At 44.5% G+C, this 16,360-nt stretch carries 15 protein-coding genes; 6 read left to right on the forward strand and 9 right to left on the reverse strand.

The annotated features are described in order from the left end of the window. Positions 1–70: 70 nt before the first annotated feature. Positions 71–1,366, reverse strand: a complete 1,296-nt coding sequence (locus NIES1031_RS03115; protein WP_084544243.1) for an efflux RND transporter periplasmic adaptor subunit — start codon at positions 1,364–1,366, stop codon at positions 71–73. Between the two features lie 285 nt (positions 1,367–1,651). Between NIES1031_RS03115 and NIES1031_RS03120 the strand changes: the two genes are divergently transcribed. After that, positions 1,652–2,767: an ABC transporter permease gene (locus NIES1031_RS03120; protein WP_073548052.1), complete on the forward strand. Its 1,116-nt coding sequence runs from the start codon at positions 1,652–1,654 to the stop codon at positions 2,765–2,767. 421 nt (positions 2,768–3,188) lie between these two features. Here the strand turns inward: NIES1031_RS03120 and tsaB are convergent, their stop codons facing one another. Further along, on the reverse strand, positions 3,189–3,827 hold the full coding sequence (gene tsaB, locus NIES1031_RS03125) for a tRNA (adenosine(37)-N6)-threonylcarbamoyltransferase complex dimerization subunit type 1 TsaB (RefSeq protein ID WP_218596649.1): 639 nt from the start codon (positions 3,825–3,827) through the stop codon (positions 3,189–3,191). A 91-nt stretch (positions 3,828–3,918) separates the two neighbouring features. Next, positions 3,919–4,167, reverse strand: a complete 249-nt coding sequence (locus tag NIES1031_RS03130) for a Ycf34 family protein (RefSeq protein WP_073548054.1) — start codon at positions 4,165–4,167, stop codon at positions 3,919–3,921. Between the two features lie 131 nt (positions 4,168–4,298). Between NIES1031_RS03130 and NIES1031_RS03135 the strand changes: the two genes are divergently transcribed. From NIES1031_RS03135 to NIES1031_RS03155, 5 genes are all read left to right on the forward strand, one after another. After that, positions 4,299–5,549 (forward strand): tRNA nucleotidyltransferase/poly(A) polymerase-related protein, encoded by a 1,251-nt coding sequence (locus NIES1031_RS03135; protein ID WP_218596650.1) that lies wholly within the window; start codon positions 4,299–4,301, stop codon positions 5,547–5,549. 105 nt (positions 5,550–5,654) lie between these two features. Next, positions 5,655–7,001, forward strand: a complete 1,347-nt coding sequence (gene gorA, locus NIES1031_RS03140) for a glutathione-disulfide reductase (protein ID WP_073548055.1) — start codon at positions 5,655–5,657, stop codon at positions 6,999–7,001. Between the two features lie 116 nt (positions 7,002–7,117). Next, positions 7,118–8,491, forward strand: coding sequence for a glutathione-disulfide reductase (gene gor / locus NIES1031_RS03145; RefSeq protein ID WP_073548056.1), 1,374 nt, complete (start codon positions 7,118–7,120; stop codon positions 8,489–8,491). Beyond that, positions 8,436–9,125: a YqiA/YcfP family alpha/beta fold hydrolase gene (locus tag NIES1031_RS03150; protein WP_218596651.1), complete on the forward strand. Its 690-nt coding sequence runs from the start codon at positions 8,436–8,438 to the stop codon at positions 9,123–9,125. The genes gor and NIES1031_RS03150 overlap by 56 nt, the downstream gene beginning before the upstream one ends. 69 nt (positions 9,126–9,194) lie before the next feature. After that, positions 9,195–10,340, forward strand: a complete 1,146-nt coding sequence (locus tag NIES1031_RS03155; protein WP_073548058.1) for a histidinol-phosphate transaminase — start codon at positions 9,195–9,197, stop codon at positions 10,338–10,340. A gap of 20 nt (positions 10,341–10,360) precedes the next feature. Here the strand turns inward: NIES1031_RS03155 and NIES1031_RS03160 are convergent, their stop codons facing one another. From NIES1031_RS03160 to NIES1031_RS03185, 6 genes are all read right to left on the reverse strand, one after another. Further along, positions 10,361–10,924 (reverse strand): hypothetical protein, encoded by a 564-nt coding sequence (locus NIES1031_RS03160; protein WP_073548059.1) that lies wholly within the window; start codon positions 10,922–10,924, stop codon positions 10,361–10,363. Positions 10,925–11,385: 461 nt separating this feature from the next. Beyond that, positions 11,386–11,982 (reverse strand): GNAT family N-acetyltransferase, encoded by a 597-nt coding sequence (locus NIES1031_RS03165; protein ID WP_073548060.1) that lies wholly within the window; start codon positions 11,980–11,982, stop codon positions 11,386–11,388. 54 nt (positions 11,983–12,036) lie between these two features. Beyond that, a complete protein-coding gene (locus NIES1031_RS03170; RefSeq protein ID WP_041918547.1) occupies positions 12,037–12,222 on the reverse strand; it encodes a hypothetical protein in 186 nt (61 codons plus the stop codon). An 80-nt stretch (positions 12,223–12,302) separates the two neighbouring features. After that, positions 12,303–13,349, reverse strand: coding sequence for an ABC transporter permease (locus NIES1031_RS03175; RefSeq protein WP_073548061.1), 1,047 nt, complete (start codon positions 13,347–13,349; stop codon positions 12,303–12,305). A gap of 63 nt (positions 13,350–13,412) precedes the next feature. After that, complete coding sequence (locus NIES1031_RS03180; protein ID WP_073548062.1) at positions 13,413–15,068, reverse strand: ABC transporter substrate-binding protein; 1,656 nt, start codon at positions 15,066–15,068, stop codon at positions 13,413–13,415. An 86-nt stretch (positions 15,069–15,154) separates the two neighbouring features. Beyond that, positions 15,155–16,171: a sulfate/molybdate ABC transporter ATP-binding protein gene (locus tag NIES1031_RS03185; protein WP_073548063.1), complete on the reverse strand. Its 1,017-nt coding sequence runs from the start codon at positions 16,169–16,171 to the stop codon at positions 15,155–15,157. Positions 16,172–16,360: the final 189 nt, after the last annotated feature.

The following is a 16,360-nucleotide window of genomic DNA, read 5'->3' on the forward strand; positions in this document are numbered from 1 at the left end:
ATAATTCAAAATTCAAAACGTGCTAAGGCATTGCGGTAGCTAACAAAATTCACGCATTCAAAACTAATCACTAACTTCCTTCTACTACACGTACGCGATCGCCATCGTTAAGATAGCCAGCACCAGAAACAACGACGCGATCGCCTGGATTTAAACCGCTGCGGATTTCGATGTTGCCATCATTGAGAACTTCTCCGAGTTCAACCGATCGGGCTTGAACGGTATCTTCACCGACTAGTACAAAAACCCTTCCATTACCATCAGGTTGTGGAACGACAGCTTTTGCTGGAACTGTGATTCCAGGGACAGTTGCAGAGGTAATCGCTGCGCGTGCGAACATTCCTGGACGTAGCAAAGACGTTGGAGGTAAATCGATGCGGACTGTGGCTTGGCGGCTTTGTGTATCGACTAATGGCGCAATTTCGCGTACGCGTCCTTGTAACTGAACGCGCGAATCTGTATCGGAGGTTACTCTAGCAGGTGCGCCGACTTTCACTTGTGGTAGCTGTACCGCCGGAACTTGGGCGGCGAGTTCTAAAGCGTTGTTTTGAATGATGGAAAATAAGGGTTGTGAACCACTGGCGACATCGCCGATTTTGGCGATCGCTTCGGCCACTAAACCACTCACGGGCGCGCGGACTACAGTTTGTCCCAATTGCGTTTGTAATTGTTGTAAACCGGCGCGGCTACTACGTACATCAGCTTCAGCACTACTAATATTTGCTTGCGCAACGCGGACGGCTTCGCGGGCGGTCGCTGTTGCTGTGGCACGTGTGTCTAATTCTTGGCGGCTAATTGCCCCATTCCTTGCAAGTTGTTCGTAGCGCTGTAGGTTACGTTCAGCTTCGGCTAAACTAGCGCGGGCTTGGGCTAAAGCGGCTTGTCTTTGACCAACTACGGCTTGTGCAGATTCGATATTTGCGCTGGCTTGGTCGATTTGCGCGCGAATAACTGCATCATCTAAAATTGCCATTGCCTGCCCTTCACGGACACTTTCGCCTTCGCGTACTAAAATCTGCCGAATTTGTAAACCATTGGTTTGCGGTAATACAGAAATTAAATCACGCGCCGCAATTGTACCAGTGACATTCAGCGATCGCGCTACCTGTGTACTGCGAACTGGTTCCACCGTCACACTCATGCTTGGAGGTGCTATTTGCTGCGGCGTTTGGTTTGGTGCGGTCGTCGGACGCGAAACAAAGCGCATTCCCCCAAAAGCGATCGCTACGCCTAACCCTGTACCAACTACTAACGGAATCAGCCAATTTTGACGCGATCGCAACGGAACTTTTTTGTAGTTCGCATTATCCACAACGATCACTTCTTTAGACTCAAGCTGATCGTCTACTTCCACTTTTTGGGTCACAGCCAAACCTCCCTCCACACGCTGTCAGTGCCAGCCACTTTGCTTAAGAAACGTTGAAATTTATTACTATATTTTAACTATGACTTATTTAATCGTCTTCTGAGTTAGACCGCAGTAAGAATTGAGCGGTTGGAGGGCGCTTGCGTAGACTTACGTTCGCAGGTCAGAGGTCGGAGATTAATTAAGGAGTTTTGAGCGAAAGAGAATCAAAAGTTTGAACTCTAACGTTTCCCTCTCAGGCTAGAATTCAAAGCAATAGATTATGACTTTAGGGCATAGTGGTTAATGAACTGGTGGCAAAGACTTAAGAAAAATCCTCTCGCCCGCTTTGGTGCTGTATTACTCCTCGTTTTTTACATTGCAGTCTTTGCGGCGGATTTTGTCGCCCCTTACGACCCCTATACATCACAACTTAATGGTTCGCTACTACCACCAACGCAAGTTTACTGGCGTAATACCGCAGGAGAGTTTATTGGACCACACGTTTACCCGACAACACAAGGGCAAACTGATTTAGAAACAGGCGATCGCGAACTGATCGTAGACTATACAAATCCTGCTGGGTTACGTTTATTAACTCGTGGCTATACCTATAACTTATTTCGCTTGACTTTACCCTTACCGCCAACGTTTGAAGAAGTAGAAATTTTCAGCGGTATTCCTGTAAACCTACATTTATTTGGTACGACTGGCGAAGCAAGATTTAATCTTTTAGGCACTGACGAGCAAGGGCGCGATCAATTTAGTCGCTTACTGCACGGAGGTAGAATTAGCCTCAGTATTGGTTTAGTCGGTATTGCAATTACCTTTCCTTTAGGAATGCTTATCGGTGGTATTTCCGGCTATTTTGGCGGTTTAGTTGATAGCACATTGATGCGCATCGTCGAAGTACTGATGACAATTCCTAGCATTTATCTGTTAGTTGCCTTAGCCGCCGTTTTACCACCAGGATTAAGCAGTACTCAACGATTTGTTTTGATTGTGTTGATTACTTCATTTATCGGCTGGGCGGGTTTAGCACGAGTCATTCGCGGACAAGTTCTCTCGATTAAAGAACGCGAATTTGTGCAAGCTGCAAAATCGATGGGTGCAAATCCGTTTTATATCATCGCGCGCCATGTTTTGCCGCAAACAGCAACTTACATTATTATTTCAGCAACGTTAGCTGTACCAGGTTTTATTGTTGCTGAGTCAGTATTAAGTTTAATAGGATTGGGAATTCAGCAACCCGATCCATCGTGGGGTAATATGCTATCGCTCGCGACAAACGCCTCAATTCTAGTACTCCAACCCTGGCTAATTTGGCCTCCCGCATTACTGATTATTCTCACCGTCTTAGCTTTCAATTTACTCGGTGATGGCTTACGCGATGCGCTCGATCCTCGCAGTTTGCGACGGTAGTGATTAGCTAATTGCTCGCATCTAGCTTTGAGTAAATCCACCTATAGAGTGAAAGCGTTTCTGCCCAGCGAACGACAGAACATATGTCACAACTTGGTATTCTAATAAACAACAGACGCATTGGATAGGAGTTGCGCCACTGTGACCTATAGTCAACTACCGAAGGAGGGCGACGTCAGGAGGTTGAACAATGCGCAAAATACAGATAAATAAGGCGGTGTGGAGTTTTTGTCGCCTCCTCCACTTTATCGCTACCGAGGGGAGATTAAAGTCTCCGCAAAGTGGTCTTAGGTAGTGAGCGCCTCGTTGTCTTTTAACTCAAGGACATTTTGTATTTAGCTCAGCTTTGGTTAGTCACTTCTAGCCAAAGCTAAGTTATCATACCCTCAAAAAGGACTTTTTTGACAGAAACATCAAAACCCTATACAGGATGTTGACCATAAAAAGGTAATGCTTCTGACCATTTAGGACGCGCCCCTTGCTGCCAATCGCAGTATGCCAGTTCTAATAAGCTACTCACCGAAGTTCCCAAATAATTTTGCGCATCAATTAACTTGTATCCATTACAGCTATCTAATTTGGCTTGCCATGCTTCCGGAGTTAATACGGTATCTGATAGTAAAGCAGTCAAGCCGTTTCCTTCAGTGTTAGCTTGATAGATTGCAGTATGTAGTTGACCGCGCTGTGCAGGAAGCTGAATAGCATATACTGATGTTGGTTCAATTGTGTGGTGCAACCAAGCAACAGATGCTAAACTCGAAATCGCAAATACGGGAATATTTAATTGTTGTGCTAAAGTCCGCGCTGTGACGACACCGATTCGAGTTCCCGTAAAACCGCCTGGTCCTTTGGCTACAGCAATGAATGCTAAATCTTGCCAAGTTTGGGGTTGAATAAACTCAATTAAATACTGATGTAACAAGTTCGATATATCGCGTCCGAGATTCCATGTTGCTGCGCGCGAGTCATTCGTAAAGTTACTTAGCGCAAAGCCTAATTCTGGACTACTTGTATGAATCGCAAGACCATACTGAGGTGGCTGAAGACGAACAATAGACATTGACATTTACTCAAACAAAAGCAGCTACTCCTAAATTAATAAGTAGCCGCCATGCTTATTGTAGTCGCAATTAGTTGTTAGCTATAAATTTCTAGGTAGGTACAAGTTCACCAGGGCGTAGTTTTGCCCATTTACCCATTTCGCGTTTGAAGCTAACACAACCAACGACATCGTATTCCATCTCAATGATGTCTTCGTGGGTACGAATGTTAACGTTGATTGAGGGTTCGATCGGTTCAAAATTGGGGTTTTCAGTTAAGTGAGGCTGTTCGTGCTGAGTTTCAACCGCGTGGTATGTGATGCAGCGATCGACATAGTGGCAGTTCACGCAAATACACATAAAACGAACTCCAGGCTAATGTCTTGTTCAAGTCCTAAATTAGGATGAGTGATTGCCTCTATCTTAACTGAGGTAGATAATAACATCTTACGCCTAGTCATAAATTTGTACTAGCGACTCAACTGGTCTATATGGCGATGTGCCAGAACTTGTCTAGATTATCTCCTAAAAAGTGGTGTTTTAGCTTGGAACTACTACCACAGCCGATTTACTTAGTTGGTGGTGCGGTACGCGATGCTTTATTAGGGCGGAGTGCTGATTACTTAGATTTAGATTTTGTTTTACCAGAAAATGCGATCACCACTGCAAGATCGCTGGCACGTTATTACAAAGCAGGTTTTGTGATTCTCGATGCCCAACGCCAAATTGCGCGTGTGGTGTTTCCTCAAGCGACTGTAGATTTTGCCCTACAAGAAGGTTCTAGCCTAGAAACCGATTTACGACGACGCGACTTTACCGTAAATGCGATCGCCTACAACCCTCATACGCAAGAAATTATCGATCCTCTCGGCGGCTGTATCGATTTACAGCGCCATTGTTTACGGATGGTATCACAACAAAATTTGCAAGATGACCCTTTACGACTACTCCGCGCTTACCGTCAAGCTGCACAGCTTGGTTTTACGATTGAGTCAGAGACTCGCTTAGCAATTCAAACTTTAGCACCACATATCCAACACGTTGCTGCTGAACGCGTGCGGGTAGAATTAGGATATCTTCTTGCCCATTCTCAAGGAACTTTGTGGTTAAAAAGCGCGGCGGAAGATGGCTTGATTAAATACTGGTTTCCCAACGCTAGCGTTGAGGATGTTGCTGCTGTTGACACCGCAGCGGTAAAACTTTCAGAAATTTGGTCACAACTCAACGTCGAACTTTGCCAAAGTGTGCGCGATACTGTAAAAACAACATGGTTAGGTATTGCCAAACTCGCGTGTCTTGTCTCTCCACAACCCGAAATTGCTGAAGCCGAACTCATGCAACTTACATATAGTCGAGCAGAAATTCGCGGTGTCATTACGATACTCAAACTACTACCACAGTTCCAAACACATCCGCTGTCTATCCGCGAACAGTATTTTTTCTTTCAAGAAGCTGCAAGAGTCTTTCCAGCAATCGCACTATTATCTGTAGCTAAGGGGACTTCAGTTGATGCGATCGCACCTTTAATCAATCGCTACCTCGATCCTCAAGATCCTGTCGCGCATCCTCAATTACTCGTTACAGGTAAAGATGTAATTCAAGCACTCAAAATTAAACCAAGTCCTTTGGTGGGAAAGCTGCTTACAGCGATCGCGCTAGCCCAAGCTGAAGGTGAAATTACTACAGTTGATGAAGCAATCGAATTAGCAGCAGCCATGCTTGACAAAAAAGAAATATTGTGAATCTGATACTGAGTGCCATCAACTCACCTTTGAACTAGTAGCGACAAACAAGATGAAAGATGAAAATAGATAATAATTCTTTACTTTTACCCTTAATGAAAATTCATGACATTTGATTACGATTTTTTTGTGATAGGTGCAGGTCCGGGGGGAATAGCTGCGGCGAAGCAAGCTGCAAGCTATGGCGTACGCGTTGCAGTTGCAGAACAAGAAGCGATCGGCGGAACGTGTGTGAATCGCGGTTGTATTCCCAAGAAATTTATTGTCTATGCGGCTGACATTGCGCTGCAAGATCAATTAGCACCCAGCTACGGTTGGAGTGAATGTCAAAGGGGCTTTGATTGGTCGCAGTTTATTAGTAAAGTACATCAGCAAGTTGAAAAACGAAATCAGTCGTATTTACAAACTTTCCAAAAAGCTGCAATCGAACTACTGCGGGGACACGCAACTTTGCTCGATCCGCATACTATAGAGATCAATGACCGCAAAATTACTGCTGATAAAATTTTAGTCGCTGTTGGCGGACACCCAAATAAACCCGACATCCCTGGAAGTGAACTTGCGATTACGTCACGCGAGATGTTTCAATTGCAGCAACTACCACAAAAGCTAGCAATCGTTGGCGGCGGTTACATTGGTGTCGAATTTGCTAGCATGATGAATGCTTTTGGTGTTGAAGTCACATTGATGGATACCGATGAGTTGATTCTTGATGGCTTTGACAACGATCTGCGTTCCTCGGTACAAGAAGGTTTAATTCAACGCGGAATTCAGTTTTTGGGCAAAACGACGGTTAAGGAAATTCAAAAGAGCGATCAAAGATTGCATCTTACATTATCAGGAGATACCGAAGAAGTGATCGCTGTAGACACAATTTTAGTTGCTACCGGACGCACCCCAAATACGAAAAATCTTGGTTTAGAAAATGCAGGGGTAGAACTTGGTAAAAAAGGTGCAATTCAAGTTGATGAGTATAACCGCACAACTCAAGACAATATTTTTGCAGTTGGTGATTGTATTAGCCGCGTACCATTAACCCCAGTTGCACGAACCGAAGGTGAAGCTGTTGCTAACACTGCCTTTGGTAACAAGCTACAAAAAGTCAATTATGAATATATATCTTCCGCCGTCTTTACCCGTCCTGAAGCTGCAACAGTAGGAATGACCGAAGACGAAGCGCGAGAACAATACGGAGATGCAGTGCAGTGCTATCAAACAGCATTTGAGCCATTATTTTATAGCATGATAGAGCGCAAAGAACAAGCAATGATGAAATTAGTCGTCGATAGTCATACTCAGCGAGTATTAGGGGCGCACATGGTAGGCGAACAGGCTGCTGATATTATTCAAAGTTTAGCTGTTGCAATCCGCAAAGGTATCACTAAAGAAGATCTTGATGCCACAATTGGTATCCACCCTACCACTGGAGAAGAATTTCTCACGCTAGATTAAATCAGATAAGTAAGTTTTGAGTGTGTGAATTTTGAATTAAAGAATTTGCCCAATTACCAATTACCGATTACCACTTTCTTTGATGCACTAAATTTTTACGCAAGGGAGAAATATTAATGAACTATGATTATGATTTATTTGTGATTGGTGCGGGTTCTGGAGGTTTAGCGGCTTCCAAACGCGCCGCGAGTTACGGCGCAAAAGTCGCGATCGCCGAACAAGATCTTGTTGGTGGAACTTGTGTGATCCGTGGGTGTATTCCCAAAAAACTGATGGTGTACGGTTCGCGCTTTCCCCAGCTATTTCGCAATGCAGCCGGTTATGGCTGGCGTGTGGGTGAAACTGAACTTGATTGGGAATATTTCGTAACGGCAATTGACAAAGAAGTCCGGCGACTGTCGCAATTACATATTGGATTTCTCGAAAAAGCAGGAGTTGAACTGATTCCGCACCGCGCCACCCTTGTCGATCCTCACACAATTGAAGTTGGTGATCGCAAAGTTACGGCAAATAAAATTTTGATAGCAGTTGGTGGGCGTCCTGTCAAGCCAGATCTCCCAGGTATGGAATATGCCCTTACCTCAAATGAAATGTTTCACCTGCCAGCACAACCAAAACACATCGCCATTCTGGGCGCAGGTTATATTGGTGTAGAATTTGCTTCTATCATGTGTGGGTTAGGTTGTCAAGTTACACAAATTATCCGCAGAGATTTAATTTTACGTGGATTTGATCAGGATATTCGTACCGGAATTCAAGATGGGATGACGCATCACGGTGTGAAGTTTATCACCAACGCTGAAGTAGAAAAAATTGAGCGCGTCTCTGAAGGTTTGAAAATAAAGCTATCAGAAGAACATCAACCAATTATTGCCGATGCATTCTTAGCAGCAACAGGGAGAATACCCAATATTGATAGTTTGGGTTTAGAAAACGCAGGAGTTGAGATTGTTCCAACTGATGAAGAAGGACCAGGATATGTAACTAATCCGGCGATCGCCGTTGATGACTACAGCCAAACTTCGCAACCGAATATTTTTGCTGTTGGTGACTGTACTGATAAAATCAACTTGACCCCAGTCGCCATTGCTGAAGGACGAGCATTTGCTGATACAGAATTTGGCAATCATCGCCGCCAAATGAATCACGAAAATGTTCCTTCTGCTGTATTTTCACACCCCGAAGCCGCGACAGTCGGTTTAACCGAAGCACAGGCAAAAGAAAAATACGGAGATGCTGTGCAAATTTATCGCGCAAGATTCCGTCCGTTGTTCCACTCGCTGACGGGAGACGACGAAAAAACAATCGTGAAATTAGTCGTCGATGGCAATACCGATAAAGTTCTAGGCGCACACATGGTAGGCGAATACGCGGCGGAAGTGATTCAAGGAATCGCGATTACGATTAAAATGGGTGCTACGAAGAAAGACTTTGATGCCACCGTTGGCATTCACCCCTCGACTGCTGAAGAATTTGTTACCCTCCGTTAAGAAGTTGCAGTTCATTTACCTACACGGCTTTGCGTCGAGTCCTCAATCCGCCAAAGCGGTCTATCTCCGCGATCGCTTTGCAGCGGTACACCACGCATTGCACATCCCCGATCTCAACCAAGATGATTTTACGCAACTGACGCTGACACGCCAATTACAGCAAGTATCTGCACTATTACCAGATGAACCTGTCACCTTGATCGGTTCAAGTTTTGGGGGTTTAACCGCTGCTTGGTTGGCAGAACAACATCACCAAGTTCAAAAGTTAGTTTTACTCGCCCCAGCGTTTGCTTTTCTCTCGCATTGGCTACCGCAGCTAGGAACTGAGAAGATTCAACAATGGGAACAGCAACGCTATTTAATGGTTTATCACTACGGCGAAAAGCGATTGCTACCCTTAAGTTACGAGTTCGCCCGCGACGTACCGCAATACAATGACGATCATTTGTTACGCCCCGTTCCTACCTTGATTATTCACGGAATTCACGATGAAGTGATTCCTATCCAAGTCAGCCGCGATTTTGCCGCAAAACGTTCCTGGGTGCAATTAATTGAAGTTGACAGCGATCATGCTTTGGGTAACGTTATGCTAGAAACTTGGCAAGCTATTCAATCGTTTTGTCAACTACAATAAGCCCTCGTACACCCTACACAACTACAATATAAAGAAATATCCCTCACCTCTAGCTCCTCGCTCCTTATAATGCTGCCCTTTATCCGATCTGATCTTGCTCAACTTACCGCATATACACCGCATCCAAGCAGTACTGACGGTAAACCAATTGAGTCAGTCATTGATCGGTTAGATACAAATGAAAGTCCGTACGATTTACCACGCGAGTTAAAGCAAAAACTTGCTTGGATTTATCAAGAAACGATCGAAACAAATCGCTATCCTGATGCCGGACACGCGGTATTGAAAGCGGCGATCGCCGAATATATTAATGAATCTGCCAATCTGACGCAAGGCGCGATCGCACCCGCTCAAATTTCGGTTGGTAATGGTTCTGACGAACTGATTCGTTCGCTGTTAATCGCAACTTGTCTTGGGGGTGAAGGTTCTATCTTAGTCGCCAATCCAACATTCTCGATGTATGGCATTTTGGCACACACGTTAGGAATTCCCGTCGTTACTGTCGGACGCAATTCAGAATTTGAAATTGATTGGGTTGCAGCCCAAGCCGCTATCGAAACAACCGATAACCCACCCATTCGCGTGGTGTTTATTGTCCATCCCAACTCACCTACAGGAAATACTTTAACGAATGCTGAGTTAGAGTGGATACGCAGCTTACCCGAAGAAATACTTGTTGTTATTGATGAAGCGTATTTTGAGTTTAGTCAAACATCAGTTGTTGGCGAGTTGTTGCAAAAACCTAATTGGGTCGTCTTGCGGACATTTTCTAAAGCGTTTCGCCTGGCCGCTTTACGTGTCGGCTATGCGATCGCATCTCCAGAAATTACCGCAGTTCTAGAAAAAGTTCGCCTACCTTACAACCTTCCGAGTTTCTCCCAAGCTGCTGCCATTCTTGCTTTACAACAACGCGATTTGTTACTACAATCCATTTCACTTGTTTGTGCAGAACGTACCAAACTCATTCAAGCACTATCTCAATATTCTGCGCTCAAAGTCAATTACAGCGCTGCAAATTTTGTCTATGTTCAAAGCAATCATCCCACACAAGCCAATAAATTCCTTGCCACTTTAGCGCAGCAAATACGATCTCGTGGTACAACATTACGTCTACTCAGCGGTGGACTGCGGATTACGGTTGGTAGCCCTGAAGAAAACGCACGTACACTCGCACGTTTAGAATCTGCCGTAAAAAGCTGCGAATCTCTCAGTTAGAGGTAAAATTTTTAACACTTTTAGTCTATATCCTCTAAAATGCGCGCCGCACTACGTACGGTGTTTGCGGTTTGTGGAAGTACGCCAACAAGTCGTGCAAAGGCTTCATCAGGTATTTGCGATACCGTTTGAGAATCAAAATACTGCTCAAATTGTTCTAGAATCTTTTGGACGCGCTGTTGAGGCTGCGACTTTTCGGTAATTTGTTTTATCAAGCGAATCCACTGTCGCCTAATCAAATAAGCCTTTTGCCGTTCTTCATGCGTTTCTGGCGTAAGTAAGGAAAGATTTCCTACGGGTAAAGCCCAGTCACAATCGCGATCATAAAAGCTACCCACTGCTGCACCAGGTCCTGCAAACTCCGCATGGAAACCCTTATAAAGGATTAAACCATTACGACGACGGCTGTTTACCATCAGCACTTGCCCACTACGCAGTAGTTTGAGAATTTCTGACGCACTGTGGTCAGTACTATCGTTTCTACTATTACACTGGTTGCGGCAGCCTGAGAAATGAATATTGCCCACAGGTAAGCAAGCTAATGCTATAGAAGGTTGGTAGCGCTGCTGATTTTCGCTATCCATCGGGTTGCCTAAATATAGGTTTCTTGTATGTTGCACGCTAACATTTATTAGGAAAGAAGACAAAATATCGGCTTCCTAAAGACAAATGATTATGACTGGATGACTAAAAGCAGGCTTGATATTGATTCACTGCTTATTTTATTCTAAACAATTGTCGGCTACATCCGAGGAAAGCGGCATAATCTTAAAGTCTTAATAAAGTTTGATCAAACTCTCGTAAATTTTCTGTAAAGCTGCGCCAGTCAAACCTGAAAAATACTTTTCTAAAATAGAATCTTACAGTAGATAGTGTCGTTCTGTTTATTAAAAATCGCAGTATTATTTTAGGCAAAAGCACAAAATTAGCTCACCAAAATGTAAGAAAATAGTGACATCAGAGATTTATTTGAGTTATGCGATCACTAATTGAATTACGACAAAACAATTTCGCGATCAATTGCGACTGAAATAGCAATCCTTAGTTAGTGAAGACCGCTAGCCGCAAGCTGTTTATGCAGCAAAATTTGGCGGGGTCGTCCGAGTAGCCAAGTACTCCAGTTAAAATCAACTTGATCTAATTGATAGCCTAACTTACAGTACAATTGACGAGCTTGATGGTTATTTTCTAATACATGTAGATACAGATCCTGATATTCCCACGCTAGCGCGATTTGTTCGCATTTTAATAGCATCTTTTGTGCTACACCACGACGGCGATAATGACGACGAACCGCCAAGTTGGAGATGTAAGGAAACCGCTGGTTCGTAAAAGGATTTTTTGACCGCAGTGACAATTCGACAATTCCGGCTAGGCGATCGCTTTTGGCGTTACAATCGGCAGCGACTAAACAAATATGATGTCGCGTTGTTGTGCGTAATCGATTACGGAGATCTTCGTAGATTCCTAGCTTCAAGAAAGGATAAGCCCAGCCGAGAACACCTTCTTGCGAGTGAAAGCTATCGGCTAGAATGTCAGTCAAACCTGGTACGTCTTCAATTTGCGCCGCACGAATTTCAAATCGGCAATTTTGGTCAGAAGTAAAGTTGGCTGGTAACTGCAAGTTAGTTGAAATTGTCAAAAATCACAGCAAAACGCTATCGCTCATTATCGTAATCGATGCATGGGGCTAACGTCAGGGTTGGTAATGCGTATAAGGTGTAATACGGATAACTGCCACGGGTGGTGACTCAAGTTGACTTGCGGGCGCAGGTAACATTTCACCGCGAAAGTCGAGTATTTGGACAATGACAAGATAGGCGATCGCTAAAATTAGAGAAATTGCACCTGCGATCATCGCAATGATTTTTGAGCGGTTCATGGGCTGTAATTATAGTAGGGTTAGAGGGGCAAGGCAGTGCCTTGCTTGATCAGATGTGGCACAATTTGAAATCAGTCATCTCAATAGCGAATTCGCGGGTCAATATAAGCATTCAAAATATCGATCGCAATACTCGCAATCACTACCAAAACGGCAAAAAACACGAGTATACCTTGCACTGTTGGGTAATCGCGCAGCGAAATCGCGTCATAAAGTCGATTTGCAAGTCCAGGCCAAGAAAATGTTACCTCAGTTAAAATTGCCCCGCCAAGTAACGATGCAAACGTTAGTCCCAAAATTGTAATCACGGGAATCATCGCATTTTTCAGCGCATGGGCGACTAAAATCCGCCGTTCTGGAATTCCTCTAGCGCGGGCGGCTTCTACATAATCTGCACGCAGCGTTTGCTTGAGATTGACGCGCACGATTCGCTCAAAAATACCGCTTAAGAGTAAACCTAGTGTCAAACTCGGCAAGAAAAGATGATACAGCGCGGTGCAGAAACTTGTTAAATCTCCCGCAAGCAGGCTATCAATGGTATATAACCCTGTAGGACCTGGGGGCGGAAACAAAGACGCCGGAAAGCGATCACCAATGGGGAACCAGCCTAGCTGTACTGCAAAGAGTAATTGCATCAGCATTCCCATCCAAAACATGGGTAGTGCATAGGTAATAATGCCAAACAAGCGTCCTCCAACATCAAGCCAAGAGTTAGGACGCGACGCCGCTAGCATCCCTACTGTAATGCCAATCAACAGCGCGATCGCCATACTACATACTGCAAGTTCTGCTGTCGCGGGAAAATGTCTTCCAATCGTATCCCAGACAGCTTCGCCTTGACTCGTTAGCGAAGAACCCAAATCAAAGCGAAGTAAACTGCCAAGATAGCGCAAATACTGCACCCACAATGGATCGGCTAATCCTAAGCGCTGGCGATATTCTTCCTTCACACTCTCTGGGGCGCGACTTCCTAGCACTGCATCTACAGGATCGCCAATCGTTGATTGTAGTAACCAGGGAAGTACTCGCAGTAGAAAAAACACCACTGTCACAATCGTCCAGATCATCAGTGGTGCAAGCAGCAACCGCGCCAGAATGTAATACTGAAGTGCTTTAATGCGAGACATGAGAAAGGGGTGAGGGGTGAGGGGTGAGTTATAATTTTTTTAATTCAAAATTCAAAACTAACTCTAACTACTAGCTCTTTTGGCAATATCCCATAAAGGAAGTTTGAGGATTGGGTCTACTTGTAAGCCTTGAATTGTTTGTTGACCGAAAGCATAATCCTTGTTTTGGACTAAAGGAATTGCGGGGACATCTTGGGCGATTAAGTCTTGAATTTGAGCGAAGAGTGCGGCGCGGGTTTGGGGATTTTGTTCTTGGCGTTGTTGTTCGATCAGTTGATTCATGCGATCACTGTAATAAAATAACCCTTGGCTTTGACTTGCGCCTTGCTCGCATCCAGCAGTTGCATTACCTTGCGTACAACTCAAAAACGGGTGAATGTAGTTATCCGCATCGCCAAAGTCAGGATACCAGTCGAGTAAAACGGCTTGATAGACTCCCTTCGAGATATTGGCGAAAAATGTTGCTCCTTCTTCAGCTTTCGTTTGAATTTGTACAGCACCATCAAGTCGCTGCGAACCATATTCTTGTAGCGTACTCGCTACTTGTTCGCGGGTTAGCGAATAGGCTGGATACGCAATTTCTATAGTTAACGGATTCGCACTTGTGTAACCTGCTTGGGCTAATAAGGCTTTTGCCTGTTCGACGTTTCCATCGCCATAAGTTGTTTGAAAAACTGGCTTGTAGCTATCGAATGTATTAGGAATCATGCTGTACAGCGGTTCAGCTTGCTGTTGATAAACGCGCTGTGTAATTAGTGGACGGTCAATCATTGCCGCGATCGCGCGTCGCACTACCGGATTATCTAATGGTTGCTGCTTGATATTTAAACCTAAATGTGTAACAACGTTGCTTTTTTCTTCCAGTGCCTGCCAACCATTAGACTGCGCTTGCTGTTTCAAACTCTGCACTTGTTCTGGGTCAAAGGTTTGATACGCGATATCGACTTGACCTGTGCGGAAAGAATTAAATAAGTTGGCAGAACTCGATAAAATCTGAAAGTCAATGCCTTGATTTGCTGGTTTTTCGCCCCAGTATTTATCAAACACATCCATCCGAATCAAATTCGGCGTGAACTGCACTAACTGATAGGGACCTGTTCCCACAAATTCTCGCGGCTTGAATTGTCCTGTGCCAATTTCATACGCTTGCGGCGACACAGCACACAATCCCGAAAACGCGAGTAACGAAGGAAATGCCGCAAAAGCATTTTTGAGCCGAATTGTCAGTTCGTATTCTCCTGACGCTTGCACCGAATCGACAACATCCGATAACAAAGATGCGGGTTTCCCGCCGTTTTGAATAAAACGATTGAGCGAAAACGCCATTGCTTCGGCATTAAAGGCAGTACCATCATGGAACACAACTCCTTGACGTACAGGAATTGTGTACGTTAACCCGTCTGCACTCACTTGCGGTAAAGCTGTTGCGAGTTGAGGCACTAATTCACCTGTACCAACCGCGTATGTGTACAGGCGATCGCTCAAGCTCGTCATAATATTAGAACCCGCAAGTTCATAATTATCTGCGGGATCGAGCGTACGCGGTCTTAGCGTTGTACCGACAACCAAGCGCATACTATTCGCACTTGTTGGACTGACACTTGATGTTGTGCCTGGTGGGCGATCATTGCAACTCACAACCAGAAGGCAACACAACAGCGACAAGCCGATAAATTTTCCCAGCGACCACAAGCGCCTGCGAGATACCAACCAATTCATAACATTCGACTATCCTAGCGCAACCATTAGCTATGAGTCGCAAGCTGTCACTTGGTTCCCCAATCGGATAAGCTAACGGCTAGTAACTAAATTGAATAGTATAGCGGAAATGATTTGGCATCTTTGGGTTTGACATAAACTTTTTCTTGCGGTTGCAGTTGTAATTCGTCAAAGCGATCGCGGCTAAGATGCGCTGTCACCACCTGTCCATCATCCAACGTTAATTCAGCTTGAATCTCCCAACCTAAGTGAATAATTCGGCTAACGCGTGCTGATACTGTCGTACCATTTTTCTCGCGTTGTACAATCACATCCTGCGGACGTAAAAACATCTCTGGATGCGTTGACTCAAACCCGTTACCTTGGAAAATATTTGATGTACTCGGTAGCACATTCACAGGACCAATAAAGCTCATCACAAACGCCGTTGCTGGATGGTCATAAATTTCTGCTGGCGAACCAATTTGTTCGACGCGACCTTTGTTCATCACGACGATTTCATCTGAAACTTCCATTGCTTCTTCTTGGTCATGCGTTACAAATACCGTTGTTACATGGACTTCATCATGCAGTTTGCGCAACCAAGCGCGTAAATCTTTACGAACTTTGGCATCGAGTGCGCCGAAGGGTTCGTCAAGCAGGAGTACTTGCGGTTGTACTGCTAACGCCCTTGCTAAAGCAACGCGCTGGCGTTGACCGCCGGATAGTTGTGAAGGATAGCGATTTCCCAAGGCACTCAGTTGCACCAATTCGAGGAGTTCGTCTACTCGCGCTTTAATTTTTGCTTTCGGTGTTTTACGAATTTCTAGGGCAAACGCAATGTTTTGCCGCACACTCATGTGCTTGAAGAGTGCATAGTGCTGAAACACAAATCCAATATTGCGTTCTTGCACGCTTTGATAAGTCGCATCTTTACCTGTAAGCCAAATTTTGCCACTATCAGGTAACTCTAAACCTGCAATCAACCGTAATAACGTAGACTTACCTGAACCCGATGGTCCGAGTAAGGCTACCAGCGAACCTGACTTGATTTCTAAACTTACATCGTCAACGGCCTGAAAACTGCCAAACTGCTTTGATACGTTTTCAACTACAATACCCACGGTGAGCTACCTCTGGAGGAAATATATGGTGATGATGCAATAATCTGAGAAACTTCTACTTAATGTCTATCAGGCTAAATTCAGCGTTTAAACTGAAACTATAATCTCCGGTTTTTTGATGGGGTTACTGTAGTTTTATATCATATAAAGCTTTACTTATTGCGTTTTGTATCTTCACAAGATCTTAGT

Origin of the sequence: Chroogloeocystis siderophila 5.2 s.c.1 (assembly GCF_001904655.1) — a bacterium.
Lineage (GTDB): Bacteria > Cyanobacteriota > Cyanobacteriia > Cyanobacteriales > Chroococcidiopsidaceae > Chroogloeocystis > Chroogloeocystis siderophila.

Bases quoted from the DNA above. Each gene is read 5' to 3' on its own strand.
- NIES1031_RS03120 (WP_073548052.1), top strand. From the start codon at position 1,652: ATGAACTGGTGGCAAAGACTTAAGAAAAATCCTCTCGCCCGCTTTGGT.
- tsaB (WP_218596649.1), bottom strand. From the start codon at position 3,827: ATGTCTATTGTTCGTCTTCAGCCACCTCAGTATGGTCTTGCGATTCAT.
- NIES1031_RS03130 (WP_073548054.1), bottom strand. From the start codon at position 4,167: ATGTGTATTTGCGTGAACTGCCACTATGTCGATCGCTGCATCACATAC.
- NIES1031_RS03135 (WP_218596650.1), top strand. From the start codon at position 4,299: ATGGCGATGTGCCAGAACTTGTCTAGATTATCTCCTAAAAAGTGGTGT.
- gorA (WP_073548055.1), top strand. From the start codon at position 5,655: ATGACATTTGATTACGATTTTTTTGTGATAGGTGCAGGTCCGGGGGGA.
- gor (WP_073548056.1), top strand. From the start codon at position 7,118: ATGAACTATGATTATGATTTATTTGTGATTGGTGCGGGTTCTGGAGGT.
- NIES1031_RS03150 (WP_218596651.1), top strand. From the start codon at position 8,436: ATGCCACCGTTGGCATTCACCCCTCGACTGCTGAAGAATTTGTTACCC.
- NIES1031_RS03155 (WP_073548058.1), top strand. From the start codon at position 9,195: ATGCTGCCCTTTATCCGATCTGATCTTGCTCAACTTACCGCATATACA.
- NIES1031_RS03160 (WP_073548059.1), bottom strand. From the start codon at position 10,924: ATGGATAGCGAAAATCAGCAGCGCTACCAACCTTCTATAGCATTAGCT.
- NIES1031_RS03170 (WP_041918547.1), bottom strand. From the start codon at position 12,222: ATGAACCGCTCAAAAATCATTGCGATGATCGCAGGTGCAATTTCTCTA.
- NIES1031_RS03175 (WP_073548061.1), bottom strand. From the start codon at position 13,349: ATGTCTCGCATTAAAGCACTTCAGTATTACATTCTGGCGCGGTTGCTG.
- NIES1031_RS03180 (WP_073548062.1), bottom strand. From the start codon at position 15,068: ATGAATTGGTTGGTATCTCGCAGGCGCTTGTGGTCGCTGGGAAAATTT.